This is a genomic window from Curtobacterium sp. PhB128, from assembly GCF_004340725.1.
Taxonomy (GTDB): domain Bacteria; phylum Actinomycetota; class Actinomycetes; order Actinomycetales; family Microbacteriaceae; genus Curtobacterium.
The window spans coordinates 248449-270835 of sequence record NZ_SLUR01000001.1; the positions used below are offsets into that span (position 1 = coordinate 248449).

The 22387-nt window shown below is 70.5% G+C and carries 20 protein-coding genes; 17 read left to right on the forward strand and 3 right to left on the reverse strand.

What is annotated here, in order from left to right:
* Positions 1-9: 9 nt before the first annotated feature.
* From EDF23_RS01100 to rbfA, 8 genes are all read left to right on the forward strand, one after another.
* Positions 10-1482, forward strand: coding sequence for a cytosine permease (locus tag EDF23_RS01100; protein WP_131920057.1), 1473 nt, complete (start codon positions 10-12; stop codon positions 1480-1482).
* On the forward strand, positions 1479-2075 hold the full coding sequence (locus EDF23_RS01105; protein ID WP_279388182.1) for a cysteine hydrolase: 597 nt from the start codon (positions 1479-1481) through the stop codon (positions 2073-2075). Before EDF23_RS01100 ends, EDF23_RS01105 begins: the two co-directional genes overlap by 4 nt.
* 74 nt (positions 2076-2149) lie before the next feature.
* Positions 2150-3283 (forward strand): flavodoxin-dependent (E)-4-hydroxy-3-methylbut-2-enyl-diphosphate synthase, encoded by a 1134-nt coding sequence (gene ispG / locus EDF23_RS01110; RefSeq protein WP_123938104.1) that lies wholly within the window; start codon positions 2150-2152, stop codon positions 3281-3283.
* A 394-nt stretch (positions 3284-3677) separates the two neighbouring features.
* Entirely contained in the window at positions 3678-5429 is a 1752-nt protein-coding gene (locus tag EDF23_RS01115) for a proline--tRNA ligase (protein WP_131920061.1), read from the forward strand.
* Between the two features lie 159 nt (positions 5430-5588).
* Entirely contained in the window at positions 5589-6584 is a 996-nt protein-coding gene (gene nusA / locus EDF23_RS01120) for a transcription termination factor NusA (RefSeq protein WP_111083890.1), read from the forward strand.
* A gap of 66 nt (positions 6585-6650) precedes the next feature.
* Positions 6651-6962: a YlxR family protein gene (locus EDF23_RS01125; RefSeq protein WP_131920063.1), complete on the forward strand. Its 312-nt coding sequence runs from the start codon at positions 6651-6653 to the stop codon at positions 6960-6962.
* A 73-nt stretch (positions 6963-7035) separates the two neighbouring features.
* Positions 7036-9888, forward strand: a complete 2853-nt coding sequence (infB, locus tag EDF23_RS01130; protein WP_123339727.1) for a translation initiation factor IF-2 — start codon at positions 7036-7038, stop codon at positions 9886-9888.
* A 111-nt stretch (positions 9889-9999) separates the two neighbouring features.
* Positions 10000-10464 carry a 30S ribosome-binding factor RbfA gene (gene rbfA, locus EDF23_RS01135; protein ID WP_123294301.1) on the forward strand — a complete coding sequence of 155 codons (465 nt, stop codon included), beginning with the start codon at positions 10000-10002 and terminating at the stop codon, positions 10462-10464.
* Between the two features lie 72 nt (positions 10465-10536).
* Here the strand turns inward: rbfA and EDF23_RS01140 are convergent, their stop codons facing one another.
* Positions 10537-11391 (reverse strand): A/G-specific adenine glycosylase, encoded by an 855-nt coding sequence (locus tag EDF23_RS01140; protein ID WP_207895431.1) that lies wholly within the window; start codon positions 11389-11391, stop codon positions 10537-10539.
* Positions 11392-11479: 88 nt separating this feature from the next.
* Here EDF23_RS01140 and EDF23_RS01145 point away from each other — a divergent pair, with 88 nt between their 5' ends.
* The 5 genes from EDF23_RS01145 to EDF23_RS01165 are packed head-to-tail and all read left to right on the forward strand — an operon-like array spanning position 11480 to position 14733.
* Positions 11480-11926, forward strand: coding sequence for a hypothetical protein (locus EDF23_RS01145; protein ID WP_131920064.1), 447 nt, complete (start codon positions 11480-11482; stop codon positions 11924-11926).
* Between the two features lie 22 nt (positions 11927-11948).
* A complete protein-coding gene (gene truB / locus EDF23_RS01150; RefSeq protein WP_131920066.1) occupies positions 11949-12908 on the forward strand; it encodes a tRNA pseudouridine(55) synthase TruB in 960 nt (319 codons plus the stop codon).
* The gene (locus EDF23_RS01155; RefSeq protein ID WP_123937787.1) at positions 12905-13270 is read left to right on the forward strand and encodes a hypothetical protein; all 366 of its coding nucleotides are present in this window, start codon (positions 12905-12907) and stop codon (positions 13268-13270) included. Before truB ends, EDF23_RS01155 begins: the two co-directional genes overlap by 4 nt.
* A 45-nt stretch (positions 13271-13315) precedes the next feature.
* Positions 13316-13762 carry a hypothetical protein gene (locus EDF23_RS01160; RefSeq protein WP_123339724.1) on the forward strand — a complete coding sequence of 149 codons (447 nt, stop codon included), beginning with the start codon at positions 13316-13318 and terminating at the stop codon, positions 13760-13762.
* Positions 13763-13770: 8 nt separating this feature from the next.
* Positions 13771-14733, forward strand: coding sequence for a bifunctional riboflavin kinase/FAD synthetase (locus EDF23_RS01165; protein WP_123937788.1), 963 nt, complete (start codon positions 13771-13773; stop codon positions 14731-14733).
* A gap of 104 nt (positions 14734-14837) precedes the next feature.
* Here EDF23_RS01165 and EDF23_RS01170 read toward each other — a convergent pair whose 3' ends face one another.
* Together EDF23_RS01170 and EDF23_RS01175 are read right to left on the reverse strand one after the other, a co-directional pair.
* Positions 14838-16070 (reverse strand): DUF349 domain-containing protein, encoded by a 1233-nt coding sequence (locus EDF23_RS01170; protein ID WP_173168634.1) that lies wholly within the window; start codon positions 16068-16070, stop codon positions 14838-14840.
* 113 nt (positions 16071-16183) lie between these two features.
* On the reverse strand, positions 16184-16996 hold the full coding sequence (locus EDF23_RS01175; protein WP_131920068.1) for a peptidylprolyl isomerase: 813 nt from the start codon (positions 16994-16996) through the stop codon (positions 16184-16186).
* A gap of 129 nt (positions 16997-17125) precedes the next feature.
* Here EDF23_RS01175 and EDF23_RS01180 point away from each other — a divergent pair, with 129 nt between their 5' ends.
* The 4 genes from EDF23_RS01180 (at position 17126) to alaS (ending at position 22384) form a co-directional block, all read left to right on the forward strand.
* The gene (locus EDF23_RS01180; protein WP_111084157.1) at positions 17126-18478 is read left to right on the forward strand and encodes a replication-associated recombination protein A; all 1353 of its coding nucleotides are present in this window, start codon (positions 17126-17128) and stop codon (positions 18476-18478) included.
* Between the two features lie 223 nt (positions 18479-18701).
* On the forward strand, positions 18702-19331 hold the full coding sequence (rpsD, locus tag EDF23_RS01185) for a 30S ribosomal protein S4 (RefSeq protein WP_111083900.1): 630 nt from the start codon (positions 18702-18704) through the stop codon (positions 19329-19331).
* A gap of 132 nt (positions 19332-19463) precedes the next feature.
* Positions 19464-19646 carry a hypothetical protein gene (locus EDF23_RS01190; protein WP_111083901.1) on the forward strand — a complete coding sequence of 61 codons (183 nt, stop codon included), beginning with the start codon at positions 19464-19466 and terminating at the stop codon, positions 19644-19646.
* An 80-nt stretch (positions 19647-19726) separates the two neighbouring features.
* Positions 19727-22384 carry an alanine--tRNA ligase gene (alaS, locus tag EDF23_RS01195; protein ID WP_123294307.1) on the forward strand — a complete coding sequence of 886 codons (2658 nt, stop codon included), beginning with the start codon at positions 19727-19729 and terminating at the stop codon, positions 22382-22384.
* Positions 22385-22387 lie beyond the last annotated feature (3 nt).

Genomic DNA, 22387 nt, shown 5'->3' on the forward strand with positions numbered 1-22387 from the left:
GCTCAGCGGATGAGCACAGCGCCCACGAACTCCGGGCCCACCACCGCCGCGCCCGAGGTCCGCACCGTCGAACGGCAGGGCCTCGACGTCATCGCCGAGTCCGACCGCAAGGGCACCCCGCGCGGACTGTTCTGGCCGTGGTTCGCGGCGAACATCTCCGTCCTCGGCATCGCCTACGGGTCCTTCGTGGTCGGCTTCGGCATCTCGTTCTGGCAGGCCACCGTCGTCTCGGTTGTCGGGGTGGTGTTCTCGTTCCTGCTGTGCGGCGTCGTCGCGATCGCCGGCAAACGCGGGTCGGCGCCGACGATGGTGCTGAGCCGCGCGGCCTTCGGGGTCCGCGGCAACCGGGTGCCCTCGTTCCTGAGCTGGATCCTCACCGTCGGGTGGGAGACCGCCCTCGCCGCACTGGCCGTCCTCGCGACCTCGACGGTGTTCACCGAGCTCGGCTGGGACGGCGGGGTGCTGACGAAGGTCGTCGCCCTCGTCGTGGTCGCCGCGCTCGTGGTCGGGGCCGGCGTCGCGGGCTTCGACGTGATCATGCGCCTGCAGACCTGGATCACGGTCATCACGGGGGTGCTCACGGTCTTCTACGTCGTGCTCGCGGTGCCGTCCATCGACTTCGCCGCGATCGCCGCGATGCCGACGGGCAGTGCCCAGCAGTTCATCGGTGCGCTCGTGCTCGTGATGACCGGCTTCGGGCTGGGCTGGGTGAACGCCGCTGCCGACTACTCGCGGTACCTGCCGCGCTCGGCGTCGACCGGGGGAGTCGTCGGGTGGACGACCTTCGGCGGGGCGCTCGCACCGGCGATCCTCGTGGTCTTCGGTGTCCTGCTCGCCGGCTCCTCGCCCGACCTGAACGCCGCGATCCAGGACGACCCGATCGGCGCGCTCACCACGATCCTGCCGGTGTGGTTCCTCATCCCGTTCGCCCTCGTCGCGATCCTCGGGCTCGTCGGCGGCGCGGTGCTCGACATCTACTCGTCGGGCCTCGCGCTGCTGAGCGTCGGCGTGAAGATCCCACGGCCGGTCGCCGCCGGGGTGGACGGCGTGTTCATGGTGGCGGGTGCGATCTACATCGCGTTCTTCGCGACGGACTTCGTCGGCCCGTTCCAGGCGTTCCTCATCACCCTCGGCGTCCCGATCGCCGCCTGGGCCGGCATCTTCGTCGCCGACGTCCTGCTGCGGCGCACGGCCTACGCCGAAGGCGAGCTCGACGACCGTCGCGGCCGCTACGGCGACGTCCGGTGGGGCGCGATCGCTCTGGTCGCGGTCGGCACGGCACTCGGGTGGGGTCTCGTCACGCTGGCGTCACCGGCGTGGCTGTCGTGGCAGGGCTACCTGCTCGGGCCGTTCGGCCTCGGCGGACGCGACGGTGCCTGGGCCTACGCGAACCTCGGTGTGCTGGTCGCGCTCGTCGTCGGGTTCCTCGGCACCCTGCTGTTCGCCCGGGGCTCCGTCCGGCGCCAGGAAGCACAGCGGTGAGCGCAACGGGGAGCGAAGCAGTGAGCACGTCGGGGACCACGGGCGTCCCCGACGACGCCTGGCTCGTCGTCATCGACATGCAGCAGGTCTTCACGGGGGAGTCCCCGTGGGCGGCGCCGCGGTACGACCACGCCGGAGTCGGCATCGAGCGTCTGCTGCCCCGGTTCACCGGACGCACGGTGTTCACCCGGTTCGTCGCGCCCCAGCGCCCGCAGGGCGCCTGGGTGCCGTACTACCGCGAGTGGCCCTTCGCCCTCGTGCCGGACGCCGCCCCGCTGTACGCGCTGACCGAGCCCTTCGCGAGTGCGGCAGGGGACCGCAACGACCCCGTCGTGACCGAGCCGACGTTCGGCAAGTGGGGGACGGGCCTCCAGGCAGTCGTCGGCGACCACCCGCACCTGGTGCTCACGGGGGTGTCGACCGACTGCTGCGTGCTGTCGACCGCCCTGGCGGCGGCGGACGCCGGAGCGACCGTGACGGTCGTCGCGGACGCCTGCGCCGGGGCGAGCGACGCGGACCACGAGCGGGCGCTCGACGCGATGCGGCTGTACGCGCCGCTCATCACCGTGGTGGACAGCGCCACCCGGCTCTGAGCGTCCGGTGTGACCGGGCCGGGACGGTCGGAGCGAGCGCGTAGAGTGCTCACGTGCCCGCTGTGAACCTCGGTATGCCCAAGTCGCCCGAAACCCTCGCCCCCCGACGCAAGTCGCGCCAGATCCGGGTCGGCAAGGTGCTCGTGGGCGGCGACGCTCCGGTGTCCGTCCAGTCGATGACCACGACCCCGACGACGAACATCAACGCGACGCTGCAGCAGATCGCCGAGCTCACGGCCTCGGGCTGCGACATCGTCCGGGTCGCCGTGCCGACGCAGGAAGACGCCGACGCGCTGCCGATCATCGCGAAGAAGTCGCAGATCCCGGTCATCGCCGACATCCACTTCCAGCCGAAGTACGTGTTCCAGGCGATCGACGCCGGCTGCGCCGCGGTCCGCGTGAACCCGGGCAACATCCGCAAGTTCGACGACCAGGTCGGTGCGATCGCCGCCGCGGCGAAGGCCGCAGGCGTGTCGCTCCGCATCGGCGTCAACGCCGGGTCACTCGAACCGAGCCTGCTGCAGAAGTACGGCAAGGCCACACCCGAGGCGCTCGTCGAGTCCGCCGTGTGGGAAGCCAGCCTGTTCGAGGAGCACGACTTCCACGACTTCAAGATCTCGGTCAAGCACAACGACCCGATCGTCATGGTCAAGGCCTACCGACAGCTCGCCGCCGCCGGTGACTGGCCGCTGCACCTCGGTGTGACCGAGGCCGGCCCCGAGTTCCAGGGCACCATCAAGAGCGCCACCGCGTTCGGCATCCTGCTGGCCGAGGGCATCGGTGACACCATCCGCGTGTCCCTGTCCGCGCCGCCCGCGCAAGAGGTCAAGGTCGGCCTGCAGATCCTGCAGTCGCTCAACCTGCGCGAACGCAAGCTCGAGATCGTCTCGTGTCCGAGCTGCGGCCGGGCCCAGGTCGACGTCTACCAGCTGGCGAACGACGTCACCAAGGGCCTGGAGGGCATGTCCGTCCCCCTGCGCGTCGCCGTCATGGGCTGCGTCGTGAACGGCCCCGGCGAGGCGCGCGAGGCCGACCTCGGCGTGGCGTCGGGCAACGGCAAGGGCCAGATCTTCGTCAAGGGCAAGGTCGTCAAGACGGTGCCGGAGCACGAGATCGTGCAGACCCTCATCGCCGAGGCGAACCGCATCGCCGACGAGATGGGGCCGGAGGCCGCGCTCGGCACCCCCGAGGTCATCACCACCCCGTAGCGCGCGCTCCGGCACGGTGCGGATTCCGCCACTGTGTGCCGGGTTGACGGCTCGGTGCGGGGTCAGCGGGCGGCACGGTGCGGCTGAGGCCGCACCGATCGGCGAACCTCGCACGGTGCGCGTCCGCGCTCGACGAGCGTCGCGAGCGTGCCGGACGGGAGGCCCGTGGCGGCCTGGCACCGGGCGTCCCGTTCGCACCGTGCGGACTTCGCGAACCCGTGACGGGAAAGCAGTCCGGTGCGCGCTTGTGACACCGCACGATGCGGCTTGCGCCGCACCGTGCGGCGAACCTCGCACGGTGCGCGCCCGCCCGGACCTCGCACCGTGCGGCGAACCTCGCACGGTGCGCCCCCTCCCGTGCCGCGCCGTCGGCGCACGCCGCTAGGCTGGCCCCGTGGTCACACGGCTTTCGCATCTGTTCCTCCGTACGCTCCGCGACGACCCCTCCGACGCCGAGGTGACGAGCCACAAGCTGCTCGTCCGCGCCGGGTACGTCCGTCGCCAGTCCCCGGGGATCTTCGCCTGGCTGCCGCTCGGTCTCCGGGTGCGCGCCAAGATCGAGGGGATCATCCGCGACGAGATGGTCGCTGCCGGTGCGCAGGAAGTGCTCCTGCCGGCGCTGCTGCCGCGCGAGCCGTACGAGGCGACGAACCGCTGGACCGAGTACGGCGACGGCATGTTCCGCCTGCAGGACCGCAAGGGTTCCGACTACCTGCTCGCCCCCACGCACGAAGAGATGTTCGCGCTGCTGGTGAAGGACCTGTACTCGTCGTACAAGGACCTCCCCGTCACGCTGTTCCAGATCCAGGACAAGTACCGCGACGAAGCACGCCCGCGCGCGGGTCTGCTGCGCGGTCGCGAGTTCACCATGAAGGACGCGTACTCGTTCGACCTCACCGACGAGGGCCTCGAGCGCAGCTACCAGGTCATGCGCGACGCGTACGAGAAGATCTTCGCCCGCCTCGGCCTCGAGTACGTCATCGTCAAGGCGGACGCCGGAGCGATGGGCGGCTCCAAGTCGGAGGAGTTCCTGCACCCGATCGCCGTGGGCGAGGACACCTTCGTCCGCAGCGCGAACGGCTACGCGGCGAACGTCGAGGCCTACGTCACACCCGTGCCCGCGTCCCTGCCGATCGAGGGGCAGCCCGACGCGGTGCTCCTGCCGTCGTCGGACACCCCGACGATCGACACGCTCGTCGCCCACGCGAACGAGGTCGCCCCGCGCGATGGCGCGCCGTGGACCGCCGCGGACACGCTGAAGAACGTCGTCCTCGCCCTCACCCACCTGGACGGCACGCGCGAGGTCGTGGTCGTCGGGCTCCCCGGTGACCGCGACGTCGACCTGAAGCGCGCCGAGGTGGCGTTCGCCCCGGCCGAGGTCGAAGCCGCAGGCGACGACGACTTCAAGAAGCACAAGGGCCTGGTCAAGGGCTACATCGGCCCGCAGGTCCTCGGCGCCGACAGCGCCACGGGCATCCGGTACTTCGTCGACCCGCGCGTGGTCGACGGCACCGCCTGGGTCACCGGCGCCAACGAGCGCGGCGTGCACGTCTCCGGCCTGCTCGCCGGCCGGGACTTCGTGGCCGACGGCGTCGCCGAGGTCTCGGACGTCCGCGCCGGGGACCCGTCGCCCGACGGCTCGGGTCCGCTCGAGACCGCCCGCGGCATGGAGATCGGGCACGTCTTCCAGCTCGGCCGCAAGTACGCCGAGGCCCTCGGCCTCAAGGTGCAGGACGAGAACGGCAAGCTCGCGACCGTCACGATGGGCTCGTACGGCATCGGCGTGACGCGCATCCTGGCGATCCTGGCCGAGGCGCACAACGACGACAAGGGTCTGGCCTGGCCGAAGAACGTCGCACCGTTCGACGTGCACATCGTCGCCACCGGCCGTGACCAGGTCGCCTACGAGCTGGCGACGTCGATCGTCGCCGAGCTCGAGGGCGAGCGGTTCGACGTGCTCTACGACGACCGTCCGAAGGTGTCGCCCGGCGTCAAGCTCCGCGACGCCGAGCTGCTCGGCATGCCGATCGTGGTCGTCGCCGGCCGCGGCGCCGCCGACGGCGTCGTCGAGCTGTGGAACCGTGCCAGCGGCGAACGCCGCGACGTGCCGGTCGCCGAGCTGCTCGACGCGGTCCGCGCGATCTAGACGCCACCAGGAGACGGACGGGAGGCCCGGTGCCAGCTGGCACCGGGCCTCCCGTCCGTCTCGACTCGGGTCCGCGAGCCGCAGTGCGGTACGCTTGTGGCCGACTTCTGCGACGGTTCCATCCGCAGGAGCGACTCATCTGAATACGGAGGCACCTCGGTGAAGATCGATCTCGCAGTCCTGCGACTCATGGAGCGCGAGCGGGAGATCCCGTTCGACGAACTGGTCCAGATCATCGAATCTGCCATCCTGACCGCCTACCAGAAGCACGCCGAAGAGAACGGCGAGCCGGCCCACGCGCAGTCGCGTGTCGAGCTCGACCGCAAGTCCGGCGAGGTCAGTGTCTACGTCCCCGAGCTCGACGACGAGGGCACCGTCATCGGTGAAGCCGTCGACCAGCCGAGCGACTTCGGTCGCATCGCGGCCTTCGCGGCGAAGCAGGTCATCAACCAGCGCCTGCGCGACATCGGTGACGACAAGATCCTCGGCGAGTTCCGCGGCAAGGAAGGCGACATCGTCGCCGGTGTGGTCCAGCAGGGCCCGAACCCGCGCATGGTGATGGTCGACCTCGGCACGGTCGAGGCGATCCTGCCGCCCGAAGAGCAGGTGCCGGGCGAGTCCTACGCGCACGGTTCGCGCATCCGCGTGTACGTGACGAGCGTCGCCCGCGGCAACAAGGGCCCGCAGATCACGGTGTCGCGCACCCACCCGGGCCTGGTCCGGAAGCTCTTCGCCCTCGAGGTGCCGGAGATCGCCTCGGGCGTCGTCGAGATCACGTCGCTCGCGCGCGAAGCCGGCCACCGCACGAAGATCGCGGTCAAGGCGAACGAGCCCGGCGTCAACGCGAAGGGTGCCTGCATCGGTGAGCTCGGTGCGCGCGTGCGTGCCGTCACCAACGAGCTCGGTGCCGAGAAGGTCGACATCGTGGACTGGTCCCCGGACCTGTCGGCGTTCGTCGCGAGTGCCCTGTCGCCCGCCAAGGTGACCAGCGCCTTCGTGCTCGACGCGTCGACCAAGGCCGTCCGCGCACTCGTGCCGGACTACCAGCTGTCGCTCGCGATCGGCAAGGAAGGGCAGAACGCCCGCCTGGCTGCCAAGCTCACCGGGGCCCGGATCGACATCCAGCCGGACTCCATCCTGGACGGCGACGACTAGGCGATTTCGCCGCCGGCGTGCCCAGAAGGGCGCGCCGGATCGCGGACGTCCGAGGCAAGGAGTAGAGTGGTTCCCGTCAGAACGTGCATCGGCAGTCGTCGTCGCGCTTCCCGATCCTCACTCCTCCGAGTCGTCGCCCTGAGCGATGGCCGCGTCGTGGCGGATCCGAAGGCAGTCATGCCGGGCCGGGGAGCATGGCTCACACCGACCGCCGATGCCTACGATCTGGCCGTCAAGCGCAGGGCTTTCCGCCGTGCGCTCCGGTTGGATCGCGATCCCGACACGTCCGCGGTGCTCGACCACATCGTCGGCCTCTCACGAGCGTCGACCGAGCGCCCGGACATGACAGAACAGGCTGAACGGCTTATGGACAACTGATGAGCGGCTCGAAATGAGACCCGTCATCCATTGAGTCCTGCCCTTTACGGGGTGGGACCCGTGAAGGAGAACAGTGGCTAAACCACGCGTACACGAGATCGCAAGCGAACTCGGCGTCGACAGCAAGACCGCACTCGAGAAGCTCAAGGAGCTCGGCGAGTTCGTCCGGGGTGCCAGCTCGAGCATCGAGCCCCCCGTTGCCCGGAAGCTCCGTGCCGCCCTGCAGGCGGACGGTGTCCCGGCATCCAAGCCCGCAGCCTCGGCCCCCGCGCCGAGCACGCCGGCCAAGAGCAGCACGCCCGCGTCCGGCGCGCCGAAGCCCGGTGGCCCGCGCCCCGGCCCGGTCCGTCCGGCACCCGCACCGGAGCCCGAGGTCCAGGCAGCACCTGCTGCCGAAGACGTCCCGGCCCCGGCCGCACCGAAGTCCGTCGCCCAGCGACAGGCCGAGGCCGAGGCCGCACAGAAGGCCCGTGCCGAGAAGGCCGCCGCCGAGCAGCAGGCTGCCACGCAGCCGGCCGACTCGACCGGTGACGAGCCGAAGACCGACGCGGTGAAGCCTGGCTCGAGTGCCAAGCCCGCCGCTGCCGGCCCGAAGCCCGGTGGCCCGAAGCCCGGCGCACGTCCGGGCAACAACCCCTACGCGTCGAACCAGGGCATGGGCTCGCGCCCGCCGCGCCCCGGCAACAACCCCTTCGCCTCGAACCAGGGCATGGGCCAGCGCCCCGCCGCTGGTGCCGGTGGAGCGGGCATCCCGCGTCCGCAGCCCCCGCGTCCCGGCGTCCCGCGTCCGGGTGCACCGCGTCCGGGTGGACCCGGTCAGGCGAACCGTCCCAACGGCTTCGGGCAGCGCCCGGGCCAGGGTGGCGGTCGTGGCGGCCCCGGTGGCGCCCGTCCGGGTGCCGGCGGCGGTGCCGGTGGCGGCTTCCCGCGTCCGGCCTTCAGCGGCCCGCGTCCCGCCGGTGGCGGTGGCCGTGGTCGTGGCCCCGGTGGTGGTACCGCCGGTGCGTTCGGTCGCGGTGGCGGCAAGAGCCGTGCCCGCAAGTCGAAGCGGACGAAGCGCGCCGAGTACGAGATGCGTCAGGCCCCGTCGCTCGGCGGTGTGCAGGTCCCTCGTGGCGACGGCAACACGGTCGTCCGACTCCGTCGCGGTGCGAGCATCTCGGACTTCGCGGACAAGATCGACGCCATGCCCGGCAACCTGGTCACGGTGCTGTTCCACCTCGGTGAGATGGCGACCGCGACCGAGTCGCTGGACGAGGCGACGTTCGAGGTCCTCGGTGACGAGCTGGGCTACAAGATCCAGATCGTCTCGCCCGAGGACGAGGACAAGGAGCTCCTCGAGGGCTTCGACATCGACATCGATGCCGAGTACGCCGACGAGGACGACTCCGTCCTGCAGGTCCGTCCCCCCGTCGTGACCGTCATGGGTCACGTCGACCACGGTAAGACGCGACTGCTCGACGCGATCCGGAACTCGAAGGTCGTCGAGGGTGAAGCCGGTGGCATCACCCAGCACATCGGTGCGTACCAGATCGTCACCGAGCACGAGGGCATCGAGCGTCCGATCACGTTCATCGACACCCCGGGTCACGAGGCCTTCACGGCCATGCGTGCTCGTGGTGCGCAGGTCACCGACATCGCGATCCTCGTGGTCGCGGCGGACGACGGCATCATGCCCCAGACGATCGAGGCGCTGAACCACGCGCAGTCGGCCAACGTGCCGATCGTGGTCGCGGTGAACAAGATCGACAAGGAAGGCGCGAACCCGGCCAAGGTCCGCCAGCAGCTCACCGAGTACAACCTGGTGGCGGAGGAGTACGGCGGAGACGTCATGTTCGTCGACGTCTCGGCTCGGCAGAACATCGGCATCCAGGACCTCCTGGACGCCGTGCTGCTCACCGCTGATGCCGGGCTCGACCTGCGTGCGAACCCCGACAAGGACGCCCGCGGCGTCGCGATCGAAGCACGGCTCGACAAGGGCCGTGGTGCGGTGGCGACCGTCCTCATCCAGTCCGGAACGCTGCACGTCGGCGACGCCATCGTGGCGGGCACGGCCTACGGCCGCGTCCGTGCGATGACCGACGAGAACGGTGTCGCGGTCAAGGCCGCCACGCCGAGCCGCCCGGTCCAGGTGCAGGGTCTGTCCTCGGTGCCCCGCGCCGGTGACACGTTCCTCGTCACCGAAGAGGACCGCACGGCACGTCAGATCGCCGAGAAGCGTGAAGCCGCCGAGCGCAACGCCCAGCTGGCCAAGGCCCGCAAGCGCATCTCGCTCGAGGACTTCACCCGTGCACTCGAAGAGGGCAAGGTCGACTCGCTCAACCTCATCATCAAGGGTGACGTCTCCGGTGCCGTCGAGGCACTCGAGCAGTCGCTCCTGGACATCGAGGTCGACGACAGCGTCCAGCTCCGCATCCTCCACCGCGGTGTCGGTGCGATCACGGAGTCGGACATCGACCTCGCCACGATCGACAACGCCATCGTGGTCGGCTTCAACGTCCGTCCGGACGTCAAGGCCCGCGAGCGTGCGGCGCGCGAAGGCATCGACGTGCGCTTCTACTCGGTCATCTACAACGCACTCGACGACATCGAGCAGTCCCTCAAGGGCATGCTCAAGCCCGAGTACGAAGAGGTCCAGTCCGGTGTCGCCGAGATCCGCGAGGTCTTCAGCTCCTCGAAGTTCGGTAACATCGCGGGTGTCATCGTCCGCTCCGGCACGATCACGCGCAACGCCAAGGCGCGCGTCATCCGTGACGGTGTGGTCCTGGCCGACGGACTGGCGATCGAGTCGCTCCGTCGCTTCAAGGACGACGTCACCGAGGTCCGCACGGACTTCGAGGCCGGTATCGGTCTCGGCAAGTTCAACGATCTCCAGATCGGTGACGAGATCGAGACCACCGAGCTCGTCGAGAAGCCGCGCGACTGATCGTGTGACTACCCTGGGCCCCGGCCTCCCTTCGCGGGAGGTCGGGGCCCGACCCCTTTCCACGCAGAACCACCGGCGGGAAACGTCCCGCCACTGCCTCAGGAGGCACCCATGGCCGATCCGCAGCGCGCACGCAAGATGGCGGACCGCATCAAGGAAGTCGTCGCACGCCGTCTCGACAAGGGTCTGCGCGACCCGCGTCTCGGGTTCGTGACGATCACCGACGTCCGCGTGACCGGAGACCTGCAGCACGCATCGGTCTTCTACACCGTGTACGGCACCGACGAGGAGCGCGCCGACTCCGCCGCGGCACTCAAGGCCGCGACCGGCATGCTCCGCTCCGAGGTCGGCAAGAACATCACGGCGCGGCTCACCCCGTCGCTCGAGTTCATCGCCGACGCACTGCCGGAGACCTCAGCCCACATGGAGGACCTGCTCGTGCAGGCCCAGGTGCGTGACGAGCAGGTGCGAGCCGCGTCGGTCGGTGCGACGTTCGCCGGCGACGCCGACCCGTACAAGCACGACGAGGACGAGGACGACGAGTCCGACGACGAGCAGGACGTGGCGCGGGCGTAGCCCGACGAGCATCCGAGCGCCCCGCTGCACCGTGTGCGGCGGGGCGCTCGTGCGTCGTGCCTGGCGGAGACGTCAGGCGTCCGGCAGCCGGTACCCGGTGGTGTCGTCGCCGACCGCCAGCCCGTCGCGCAGCAGCGACGCGAGCGCTCGGTCCCGCTGCTCGGCGTCCGGCCAGACCGGTTCGATCTCCGACCGGGCGACCGGCACGTCGCTCGCGCGCAGCTCGGCCATGATCAGCCCGCGCACCTGCCGGTCGCTGCCGGCGAACTTCGCCTGCTTCGGGGCGCGTGGCCCGTCGTGTTCGGGGTACCCGGCCGCACGCCAGGCGCAGCGGTCCGCGATCGGGCACGCATCGCACGCGGGGGAGCGGGCGACGCACACGAGCGCTCCGAGTTCCATCACCGCCGCGTTCGTCGCAGCGGCGTCGTCGCGGTCGGCCGGCAGCACGGACTCCATCAGGGGCAGGTCGTCCTTGGCCTTCGCCGGCCCGGGCTCGCCCTGGCCGAGGAGCGCGCGCTTCAGGACCCGCCGCACGTTGACGTCGACGACCGGGTGCCGGTCGCCGTACGCGAACACGGCGACGGCCCGTGCCGTGTAGTCGCCGATCCCCGGCAGCGCGAGCAGCGCCTCGACGTCCCGTGGGACGACGTTGCCGTGCTCGGTGGCGATCACCGTGGCCGCCGCGTGCAGCGCGAGCGCGCGTCTCGGGTAGCCGAGCCGGTCCCAGGCACGCACCGCGTCCGCCGGGGGCGACGCCGCGAGGTCCGCAGGCGTCGGCCACCGGGTGAGCCACGCCTCCAGTCGGGGGATCACGCGCGCGACCTGCGTCTGCTGCAGCATGATCTCGCTGACCAGGGTGCCCCACGCGGGGAAGCCGGGGCGACGCCACGGCAGGTCGCGGGCCTCCTGTCGGAACCAGGTGGTCAACGGGGTCGCGATGTCGGGGACGCTCGCGTTCTCCACATCTGGCCGGGCGGCCCTGCTCGCGTTCACCACGACAGCCTACGGTGGACGCATGGCACGCTGGGCACCCGAAGAGACCGACACGATGGCCGCGATCGCTGCTGAGGTGATCGCGCAGGTCGGCAAGAACCGGACCGTGATCGGCATCGACGGGCAGGACGGCACCGATCTCGAACACGTCGCCGCCACGCTGGTGGCCGGCTTCGAGCAGCACGGGGTGTCCGCGATGGCCGCGACGGCGCCGTCCACCGATCCCGACACGCTGCGCGACGAGGTGGTCACCCCGTTCCGCACCACCGGTGCCGGTGACGGCGTGCTGGTCGTTCACGGGCACGGGCTGCTGGCCCCGGGTGTCCGTGGGCTCTGGCGCTGGTCGCTGTGGGTCGAGCAGGAAGCCGGCCGGCTCGAACGTCGGGCGGACGTCAAGATCGCCGCCTCCGCCGTCCTCGACGTCACCGATCCCGAGCACCCTCGTCGCGAGTGGAACGACGCCTGCTGACCGGCGCTGGTAATCTCCTCTGGTGCTCGAAACCGTGCCGGACGGCATCCTCCTCGTCGACAAACCGCAGGGGATCTCCAGCCACCGCGTCGTGTCGATCGCCCGCCGCCGCCTCGGTCTGAAGAAGGTCGGCCACGCGGGGACCCTCGACCCGATGGCGACCGGGCTGCTGCTCCTGGGGATCGGGCACTCCACCCGGTTGCTCACCCACCTGGTGGGCCTCGGCAAGACCTACACCGCCACCATCCGGCTCGGCGTGTCCACGGACTCCGACGACGCCGACGGCACCCCGACCGCCGCGACCGGCATCGCCGCAGCGGACGTCTCGGACGAGTCCGTCGAACGTGCCGTCGCCCTGCAGCGCGGCACGATCGACCAGGTCCCGTCGACCGTCAGCGCGATCAAGGTCGACGGGCGCCGCGCGTACGACCTGGCGCGCAAGGGCGAGACCGTCGAGCTGAAGTCCCGCACGGTCACCGTCTCGCGGTTCGACGTCACCGGCCGGAACGACCGCACCGTCACGGTCGACGGTGCCGAGGTGGCGGTCGTCGACCTCGACGTCGTCGTGACGTGCTCGTCCGGCACGTACGTCCGGGCTCTCGCACGCGACGTCGGCGCTGCCCTCGGCACCGGCGCGCACCTCACCGCGCTCCGCCGCACCCAGGTCGGTCCGTTCGACGTGGCCGACGCGATCGACCTCGAGGACGACGCCGTCGACGTCCGCGCGGCGCTCGCTCGTCCCGCTGACGTGGCACGCCGGTTGTTCTCGTCGGTGTCGCTCGACGCGGCCGCGGCGAAGGACCTGACCGACGGCAAGCGCGTCGCAGCCGACCACCCCGACTCGGACGAACCGGTGGCTGCCGTGGCCGTCGACGACGACCGCCTCGTCGGCCTGGTCTCGGTCCGGCGCGGACTGCTCCGGGTCATCACGAACTTCCCGGCGCCGGCTGCTCCGGCGTCGCAGAACGGGGCGCACGCGTGATCGAGTGGTTCATGTGGGTCCAGCTCGTCGTCGCGGTCCTGGCCGGGCTGTTCGCCGTCGTGGTCGGCTTCATCGGCTGGAAGCCGAACGACTACACCGTGGGGTCCCTCGCGCTCATCGAGGTCCTGCTCCTGGTGCAGGGCGTCATCTCGATCGTGCTGCCCGCGACGGGCAGCCCGCCGGACGGCAACGCCCTCGAGTTCGGGGTCTACGCCGTGTCGGTGCTCCTGGTGCCGCCGGCGACCATCGTCTGGGCGCTCGTGGACCGCACGAAGTGGAGCACCGTCGTCCTCGGCGCCGGCGCCTTCACCGTCGCGGTCATGATCTACCGGATGTACCAGATCTGGTTCGCCCTGAACTGACGCCGAGCGTCATGGTGGTCCGCGCACGTCGGTAGAATCGGTGCAATGGCGACCAGATCCTCACTCGCGACCGGCATCGGCCGCGTCCTCATCGCCGTGTACGGCATCCTCGCCCTGGCGGCGACGGGCCGGAGCGTCGTGCAGATCATCGAGAAGTTCTCCTTCGCGCCGTTCGCGTACACGGTGAGCGCCATCGCCGCCGTCGTGTACATCGTGGCGATGATCGCCCTGATCGTGCCCGGACGCTTCTGGTACCGCGTCGCGTGCGTCACGATCGTGTTCGAGATGACCGGCGTCCTCGTCATCGGCACGCTCTCGCTGTTCGACCGGCAGCTCTTCCCCGACGACACGATCTGGTCGTACTACGGCATGGGCTACGCCTTCGCGCCGCTGGTCCTGCCGATCGCCGGACTCTGGTGGCTCCGCAAGCACCACCGCACCGCGACGGTCGAACCGGTGCCCGCATCGACCACCGCCCCCGTGGGCGAGTAGGAGCAGCCGTGCAGTTCTACGACGACATCGCCGACGTGGCCGAGGGCTTCGGTCCGAGCGCCGTCACGATCGGCAAGTTCGACGGCGTGCACGTCGGACACCGCGCGGTGATCGCGCACCTGGAGCGCGCCGCCCACGAACAGGGCCTGGTCGCCACCGTGGTGACGTTCGACCGGCACCCCCTCAACGTCATCGACCCGCAGCACGTCCCGCCGGCCCTCACGAGCACGGCGCAGCGGCGCGAGCTCCTCGACGACGCCGGGGTCGACGCCACCCTGCTGCTCCGCTTCGACGAGGAACTGCAGTCGAAGTCGCCCGAGGCGTTCGTGTCCGAGATCCTCGTCGACACCCTGCACGCCCGGCTCGTCTTCGTCGGCAGCGACTTCCGCTTCGGGGCGAAGGGTGCCGGCGACGTCGCCCTGCTCCGCACCCTGGGGGAGCAGCACGGCTTCACGGTCGAGCTCATCGACGACGTCGACCTGGTGGACGACGTCCGCCCCGACGGCGAGCGACGCGTCTCGTCGACCTGGATCCGCGAACTGCTCGGCGACGGGCGGGTGGCCGAGGCCGCCCGGCTGCTCGGCCGTGAGCACGCGGTCCGCAGCACGGTCGTGCACGGCAACCAGCGCGGGCGCGCCATGGGGTACCCGACGGCGAACCTCGACCCGGCGTTCGAGGGGTTCGCACCGGCCGACGGCGTCTACGCCGCGCGCGTGCTGCACGACGGCACGGTGTACCCGGCGGCCGTCTCGGTCGGCAACAACCCGACGTTCGAGGGCGTGCCCGCCAAGCAGATCGAGGCGCACCTGCTCGACGTCGACCTCGACCTGTACGGCGACCGCATCTCGGTGCTGTTCGTCTCGTACGTCCGCGGCATGGTGAAGTTCGACTCGATGGACGAGCTCGCCACGCAGATGCGGCAGGACGACCTCGACATCCGGTTGCTGCTGGGCCTGCCCACGCCGGTCTGAACGGCGGCGCCACACCGGACGCCAGCAGACAGTGCCCACACGGCACCACACGACGACGCCCCCGCGACCGATCGGTCTCACGGGGGCGTCGTCGTGTGCGGTGACTAGCTGCCGAGGGCGTCGAGCCAGATCTTGCGGGCGTCCAGCGCTTCCTGGGCGTCCTTGATCTTGCGGGCGTCGCCGGAGGCCTGCGCGTCGGCGAGCTCGGACTCGAGCTTGCCGATGGCGTCCTCGAGCTGGCTGGCGAGTCCGGTCTGCCGGGCCTTGCGCTCCGGGTTGGACTCCTTCCAGTGCGCGTCCTCGAGGCCACGCACGTGGTCCTCGATCGCACGCAGGCGGTCCTCGATGCGACGGACATCCGCGCGGGGGACCTTACCGACTTCGTCCCAGCGGCGCTGGATGCCGGTCAGGGTCTTGCGCGCCGCGACCCGGTCGGTCGCCTTGAGCAGGGGCTCGGCCTCGGTCAGGAGTGCCTGCTTGGCCTCGAGATTGCCCGAGAACTCCTCGTCCTCGGCTGCGCTCTCGGCGTGGCGCTGCTCGAACAGCACGTCACCGGCGGCCTTGAACCGCGCCCAGAGGGCGTCGTCGTGGCGCTTGCCGGCGCGCCCGGCGTTCTTCCAGTCGTCGAGCAGCTGGCGGTAGTCCGGGATCGCGTCGGACCCGCGCGAGGCGAGTGCCTCGGCCTGGGTCACGAGTTCCTGCTTGCGGGTGCGGGCGTCGCGGTGCTGCGCGTCGAGCTCGGAGTAGAACGCGCGACGGTGCTGGTCGACGGTGGACCGCGCTGCGCGGAACCGCTTCCAGAGCTCGTTGGCCTCGTTCTTGGGGATGCGCGGGCCGTCGTGCTGGTGCTGCTGCCAGCGGGCGAACACGTCGTCGAGCTGCGCGGTGATCTGCTTCCACTGCGCGCGTGCCGGGTCGACCGCCGCGAGTGCCTCGGCCTCTTCGACCAGGGCCGCACGGTGCGCCAGGGCGTCGTTCAGGGCCTGCTGCGCCTGCTCCGCCTGCTCCTTGGTGAGCGAGCCGAGCTGCTCGGTGAGCGCACCCACGCGGGTCTCGAGCGACTTGATGTCACCGACCACGCGGGCTTCGGCCACCAGGGTCGTCAGGTGCTCGACCGTCCGGGCGACGTCGTTCGCCGACGCACCACGCTGGACGCGCTGCTCGGCGATCTTCACCTGCCCCTCGAGGTCGGCGTACTTCCGCGCGAAGTAGGCGAGGGCTTCTTCGGGGGTGGCGTCCGGGTACTCACCGACAGCACGTTCGGTCTCTTCGTACCGGACGTACACGGTCCCGTTCTCGTCGACCCGCCCCCAGGTCGTTGCTTCGTCAGATCCCACAGGTCTCGCCTCGATCGTGGTCGTGCATCGCCGACGTCACCGTCGGCACGGTCAGGTCGTCAGCCTATTGCACGGACGGGCTCCGCGGCCCGCCGGACGCAACGGCTTGTGGACTACTTCTCCTGGGCGATGGTCGCGGCGGTGATCGTCGTCGCCACCTTCGGCTCACCGGTGCCGTCGTCACCGGGTGACGAGATGCCCTTCGCGGCGATCTTCGACTCGAGTTCGGACAGGCCGCTCGTGACCTTCCCGACGACCGTGTAGCCGCCCGTGGAGCCGTCGAGCGTGGTGTCGCCGTAGACGATGAAGAACTGGGTCGACTGCGAGTACGGCGACGTCGACCGCGCGATCGCGATGGTGCCCTCGTCGTAGACGCCGTCGCTCGGGACGTTCTCGAGCGGGCCGTACTCGAACCCGGCGTCGCCCGTGCCGTCGCCGTTCGCCGAACCGCACTGCAGGAACTTCAGCCCGTCGCTGTCGGCCAGCCGGTGGCAGGTGGTGCCGTTGTAGAACTGCTCCTTGATCAACGAGATCTCGACGCTCGCGGCCTGCGGGGCCTTCTCGCCGTCCAGTTCGATGCCGAGGTCGATCGACTTGTTGAGCGTCAGCGAGCCCGTCCAGGTCGCGCCCTTCGCGATCTCCTTGCTCGGCACGTCGCCCGTGTTCGCCGCCGTGGCACTCGCCGAGGGCGTCGGTGTGGCGGTGGCGCTCGCGCTGGCCTCCGCCGACCCGTTCCCCTGCGAGCCCGCGAAGGCGAGCTGCGACCCGGTGGCCAGGGCGGCGACCAGCACGAGGACACCGGCGCCGACCAGGTTGTCGCGCACCCGCCGGCGGCGCTGCCGGTCGTGGAGTCCCTGGCGGGCCTGGTAGAGACGGAGGCGCTCGCGCGCCTCGCGGTTGTCGCGCGCTGGGTTCTTCGGTGCCACGGTGCTGTTCTGCCCTCTCGTCGCAGTGTGGAACGAGCGTATCCGAGTCGTCACCATCAACGGCCTGGGAGGCGCGGGGCTGTCAGTGGGTCGGCCTACGATTGGAGCATGGCAGCGGACCGTTCGAGCATGCGTGCGCCCACGACGGGCGGTCGCGCCGGTCTCGCGCAGGGCTCCGTCCCGCTCGCGGTCCGGATGCGCCCGACCAGCCTCGACGAGGTCGCCGGCCAGCAGCACCTGCTCGGCCGCGGGTCGCCGCTCGTGCAGCTCGCCACCGGCACCCGCGACAACCCGGGCGGTGTGTCGGTCATCCTCTGGGGTCCTCCCGGCACCGGCAAGACCACGTTGGCGCAGGCCATCGCGCGGCAGTCCGGGCGCGAGTTCGTCGAGCTCTCCGCTGTCACCGCCGGCGTCAAGGACGTGCGCGAGGTCATGGAGAAGGCCCTCACCCACCGCGACCTCTACGGGTCCACGACCGTGCTGTTCCTCGACGAGATCCACCGGTTCAGCAAGGCCCAGCAGGACGCCCTGCTGCCCGGTGTCGAGAACGGGTGGGTGATCCTCATCGCGGCCACCACCGAGAACCCGTCGTTCTCGGTCATCTCCCCGCTGCTGTCCCGGTCCCTGCTCCTGACGCTCAAGCCGCTCACCGACGCCGACCTCGGCATGCTCGTCGACCGTGCGGTGGAGGACCCCCGCGGCCTCGGTGGCGCGGTCGTCCTCGGTGACGAGGCACGTGGGGCCATCGTCCGGTTGGCCTCGGGTGACGCCCGACGCGCCCTCACGGCGCTCGAGGCCGCTGCGGCCTCGGCCACCGCGGCCCAGGACGACGACGACGACACCGTGCCGGTGGTCGACGCGGACACCGTCGCGGCGGCCGTCGACCGTGCACTGCTGCGGTACGACCGGCAGGGCGACGAGCACTACGACGTCATCAGCGCGTTCATCAAGTCGGTGCGGGGGAGCGACGTCGACGCCGCGCTGCACTACCTCGCGCGGATGATCGAGGCGGGCGAGGACTCCCGGTTCATCGCGCGCCGGATCATCATCTCGGCGTCCGAGGACATCGGCATGGCGGACCCGCAGGCGCTGCCCATCGCCGTCGCGGCGGCCCAGGCCGTGCAGCTCATCGGCATGCCCGAGGGACGCATTCCCCTGGCCGAGGCCGTCGTGTACCTGGCGACCGCGCCGAAGTCGAACGCCGCCTACAACGGTGTGAACGCGGCGATGGCGGACGTCAAGGCCGGCCGGATGGGCACCGTGCCGATGCACCTGCGCGACGCGCACTACGCCGGGGCGAAGCGACTCGGCCACGGCAAGGGCTACGTCTACTCGCACGACGCCGAGCACGGGGTCGCCGAGCAGCAGTACCTGCCCGATGCGCTCGAGGGCACCGAGTACTACACCCCGACCGCGAACGGCTACGAGCGCGAGGTCGGTCCGCGGCTAGAACGACTCCGGAAGATCACCCGCGGGCAGTAGGACGGCACGTCGACTTCCTGCTAGCATTGCCGGGCCTACGTCCTGGTCCTCGAGCACGGCTGCGTTGAGGACAGAGTGCCACTCCGGTGGTACGGGGGCAGAGGTTCGGACTGTAGCCGTCCGATCCCACAGGCTCATCCCTCTGGATCCCGTCGTCGGGGCCACGGGCACTCGCGTGCCCGGCCTCCGGTGAGTATTCAGTTCGAACAGAGAAAAGGACCCTGTGTCTACCAAGTCACGTACCCGCAGCAAGACCCGCCTGTCGCGCGCACTCGGCATCCCGCTGACGCCGAAGGCCGCCCGTTACCTCGAGAAGCGCCCCTACGGCCCCGGTGAGCACGGCCGTACGCGCCGTCGTGCGGACAGCGACTACGCCGTCCGCCTCCGTGAGAAGCAGCGTCTGCGTGCCCAGTACGGCATCCGCGAGAAGCAGCTCCGCATCGTCTTCGAAGAGGCCCGCAAGACGAAGGGCCTGACCGGTGAGAACCTGGTCGAGCTCCTCGAGCAGCGCCTCGACGCCCTCGTGGTCCGTGCCGGCTTCGCCCGCACCACCGCGCAGGCCCGTCAGCTGATCGTGCACCGTCACCTGCTGGTCGACGGCAAGCTCGTGGACCGCCCCTCCTTCCGCGTCAAGGAGGGCCAGCTGATCCACGTCAAGCCGAAGTCCGAGTCGATGGAGCCCTTCCAGGTCGCCGCTGCCGGTGGCCACCAGGAAGTCCTGCCGAAGGTCCCGGGTTACCTCGAGGTCGAGATCGACAAGCTCCAGGCCCGCCTCGTGCGTCGCCCGAAGCGCGCCGAGGTCCCCGTGACCTGTGAAGTGCAGCTCGTCGTCGAGTACTACGCAGCTCGCTGATCCACTGATCACACCCGAACGGCGGGTCGTCCTCTCGAGGACGGCCCGCCGTTCGGCGTTCCGGCCCCGAAGTGCCCGGCGGCTAAGCTTGTCCGGGCATGCACCGCCAGGGTGCACAGAGGGAGAGGCACCGTGAAGCAGCTGTTCTTCGTCGCGGTCGGCGTCGTCATCGGGTTCGCCGTGGCGCACCAGGTCGCCAGGACCCCCGGAGGCGCACGGCTCTTCGCCGTCGTCGACGCGAGCACGAAGGCCTTCACGGGCGCGGTCGCCGACGGGTACCGGTCCCGCGGGGCCGAGCTCCGCACCGACGTCTGAGTCGTCGAGCTCCACCGCGGTCCGGCCGCACCGTCGTCCCGCCTCCACCTCCCACCCCCGACCTGAACCCAGGAAGCACCATGCAGACCGCAGAGATCCGCCGCCGTTGGCTCCAGTACTTCGGTGACCGCGGCCACACCGTCGTCCCGTCCGCGTCCCTCGTCTCCGACGACCCGTCGCTCCTCTTCACGGTCGCCGGCATGGTGCCGTTCATCCCGTACCTGACCGGGCTCGTCCCCGCGCCGTACCCCCGTGCCACGAGCGTGCAGAAGTGCATCCGCACGAACGACATCGAAGAGGTCGGCAAGACCCCTCGCCACGGCACGTTCTTCCAGATGAACGGCAACTTCTCGTTCGGCGACTACTTCAAGGAGCAGGCGATCCAGTTCGCCTGGGAGTTCCTGACGAACCCGGAGTCCGACGGCGGGCTCGGCTTCTCGCCCGACGACCTCTGGGTGACGGTCTACGAGGACGACGACGAGGCGATCGCGTTCTGGAAGCAGCACTCCTCCCTGCCCGAGGAGCGCATCCAGCGACTCGGCAAGGACACGAACTACTGGTCCACCGGCCAGCCCGGACCCGCAGGTCCCTGCTCCGAGATCTTCTTCGACCGCGGGCCCGAGTACGGCATCGACGGCGGCCCGGCCACCGACGACGACCGGTACGTCGAGATCTGGAACCTCGTGTTCATGCAGTACCAGATCGCGGACGTCCGCTCGAAGTACGACTTCGAGATCACCGGCGAGCTGCCGAACAAGAACATCGACACCGGCATGGGGCTCGAGCGCGTCGCCTTCATCAAGCAGGGCGTCGACAACATGTACGAGATCGACCAGGTCCGCCCGGTCCTCGACCGCGCGTCCGAGATCTCCGGCCGCCGCTACGGCGCCGTGCACGAGGACGACGTCCGCATGCGGGTCATCGCGGACCACGTGCGCTCCGCGCTCATGCTCATCGCCGACGGCGTGAGCCCGTCGAACGAGGGCCGCGGGTACATCCTGCGTCGTCTGCTGCGCCGCACGGTCCGTGCGATGCGCCTGCTCGGGGTCGAGACCGCGACGTTCCCGGAGCTGTTCCCGGCGTCCCGCGACGCGATGCGCGACGCCTACCCCGAGGTCGCCTCCGACTACGACCGCATCGCGCGGATCGCCTACGCGGAAGAGGAGACGTTCCTCCGCACGCTCGCGCAGGGCACGACGATCCTCGACGTCGCCGTCGAGCGCGCGAAGCAGGACGGTGCTCCGTCCATCGGCGGGGACACCGCGTTCCTGCTGCACGACACCTTCGGGTTCCCGATCGACCTGACGATGGAGATGGCCGAAGAGGCCGGGGTCCACGTCGACCGGACCGCGTTCGAGACCCTGATGTCCGAGCAGCGTGCCCGGGCGAAGGCCGACGCGAAGAGCAAGAAGACCGCGATCGCCGACCTGAGTGTGTACAGCGCGTTCCGGGCGAAGGGCGAGACGGTCTTCCTCGGCTACGACGCGCTCGAGGCCGAGACGAACGTGCTCGGCATCATCGTCGGCGGCGTCAGCGTCGACCGGGCCGTGGCGGGCGACATCGCCGAGGTCGTCCTCGGCGAGACGTCGCTGTACGCCGAGTCGGGTGGTCAGGACGCCGACCAGGGATCGATCGTCGGCAACGGCTTCGACCTCGAGGTCCTCGACGTCCAGCGTCCCGTCGCCGGCCTCTGGAGCCACACCGTCCAGGTCCGCTCGGGCGAGGTCGGCGTGGGCGACGCGGCGAGCACCGTGGTCGACGCCGAGTACCGTCGCGGCGCCACGCAGGCGCACTCCGCGACGCACCTGGTGAACGCCGCGCTCCGCGACATCCTCGGCCCCGAGGCGCTGCAGGCGGGTTCGTACAACAAGTCCGGCTACATGCGCCTCGACTTCTCGTGGTCGCAGCCGATCTCGCTCGCGACCCGTTCCGAGATCGAGGAGGTCGTCAACACCGCGATCCGCACCGACCTCGAGGTCTCGACCCGCATCATGCCGATCGACGAGGCCAAGGCGCTCGGTGCGCAGGCGCTCTTCGGCGAGAAATACGGCGCCGAGGTCCGCATGGTCGACATCGGTGGTCCGTGGTCGCGCGAGCTCTGCGGTGGGACGCACGTCGCCTCGAGTGCCCAGATCGGACTCGTCAACCTGGTGGGGGAGTCGAGCGTCGGGTCGACGAACCGTCGTGTCGAGGCGCTCGTCGGGCTCGAGGGCTTCCGTGACCTCGCGGTCGAGCGGACGATCGTCTCGCAGCTCTCCAGTGCGCTGAAGGCCCCGCGTGCCGACCTGCCCACGCGTGTGCAGTCGCTCATGGAGGACCTCCGCACCGCGCAGAAGCGGATCGCCGAGTTCGAGTCGGCGAACCTGCAGCAGCGGGTCCCGTCGATCGCACGGACCGCGACGACCGTCGGCACGACCACCGTCGTGGCCGAGACCGTCGACGGCCTGCAGTCCGGCGACGACCTGCGCTCGCTGGCCACCGGGGTCCGCGCACAGCTCGGTGACGGCGCTGCCGTCGTCGTGCTCGGTGCCGTGGTGAGCGGGAAGCCGATCGTGATCGTCGCGACGAACGACGCGGCGCGTTCCGCGGGCGTCCAGGCGGGTCCGCTCGCCAAGGAGGCCGCCGGTGTGCTCGGTGGTGGCGGCGGCGGCAAGCCGGACCTGGCCCAGGGCGGCGGCACCGACCCGGCTGCGCTCCCGGCTGCGCTCCGCGCCGTGACCGCTCGGATCGCGGGCTGATCG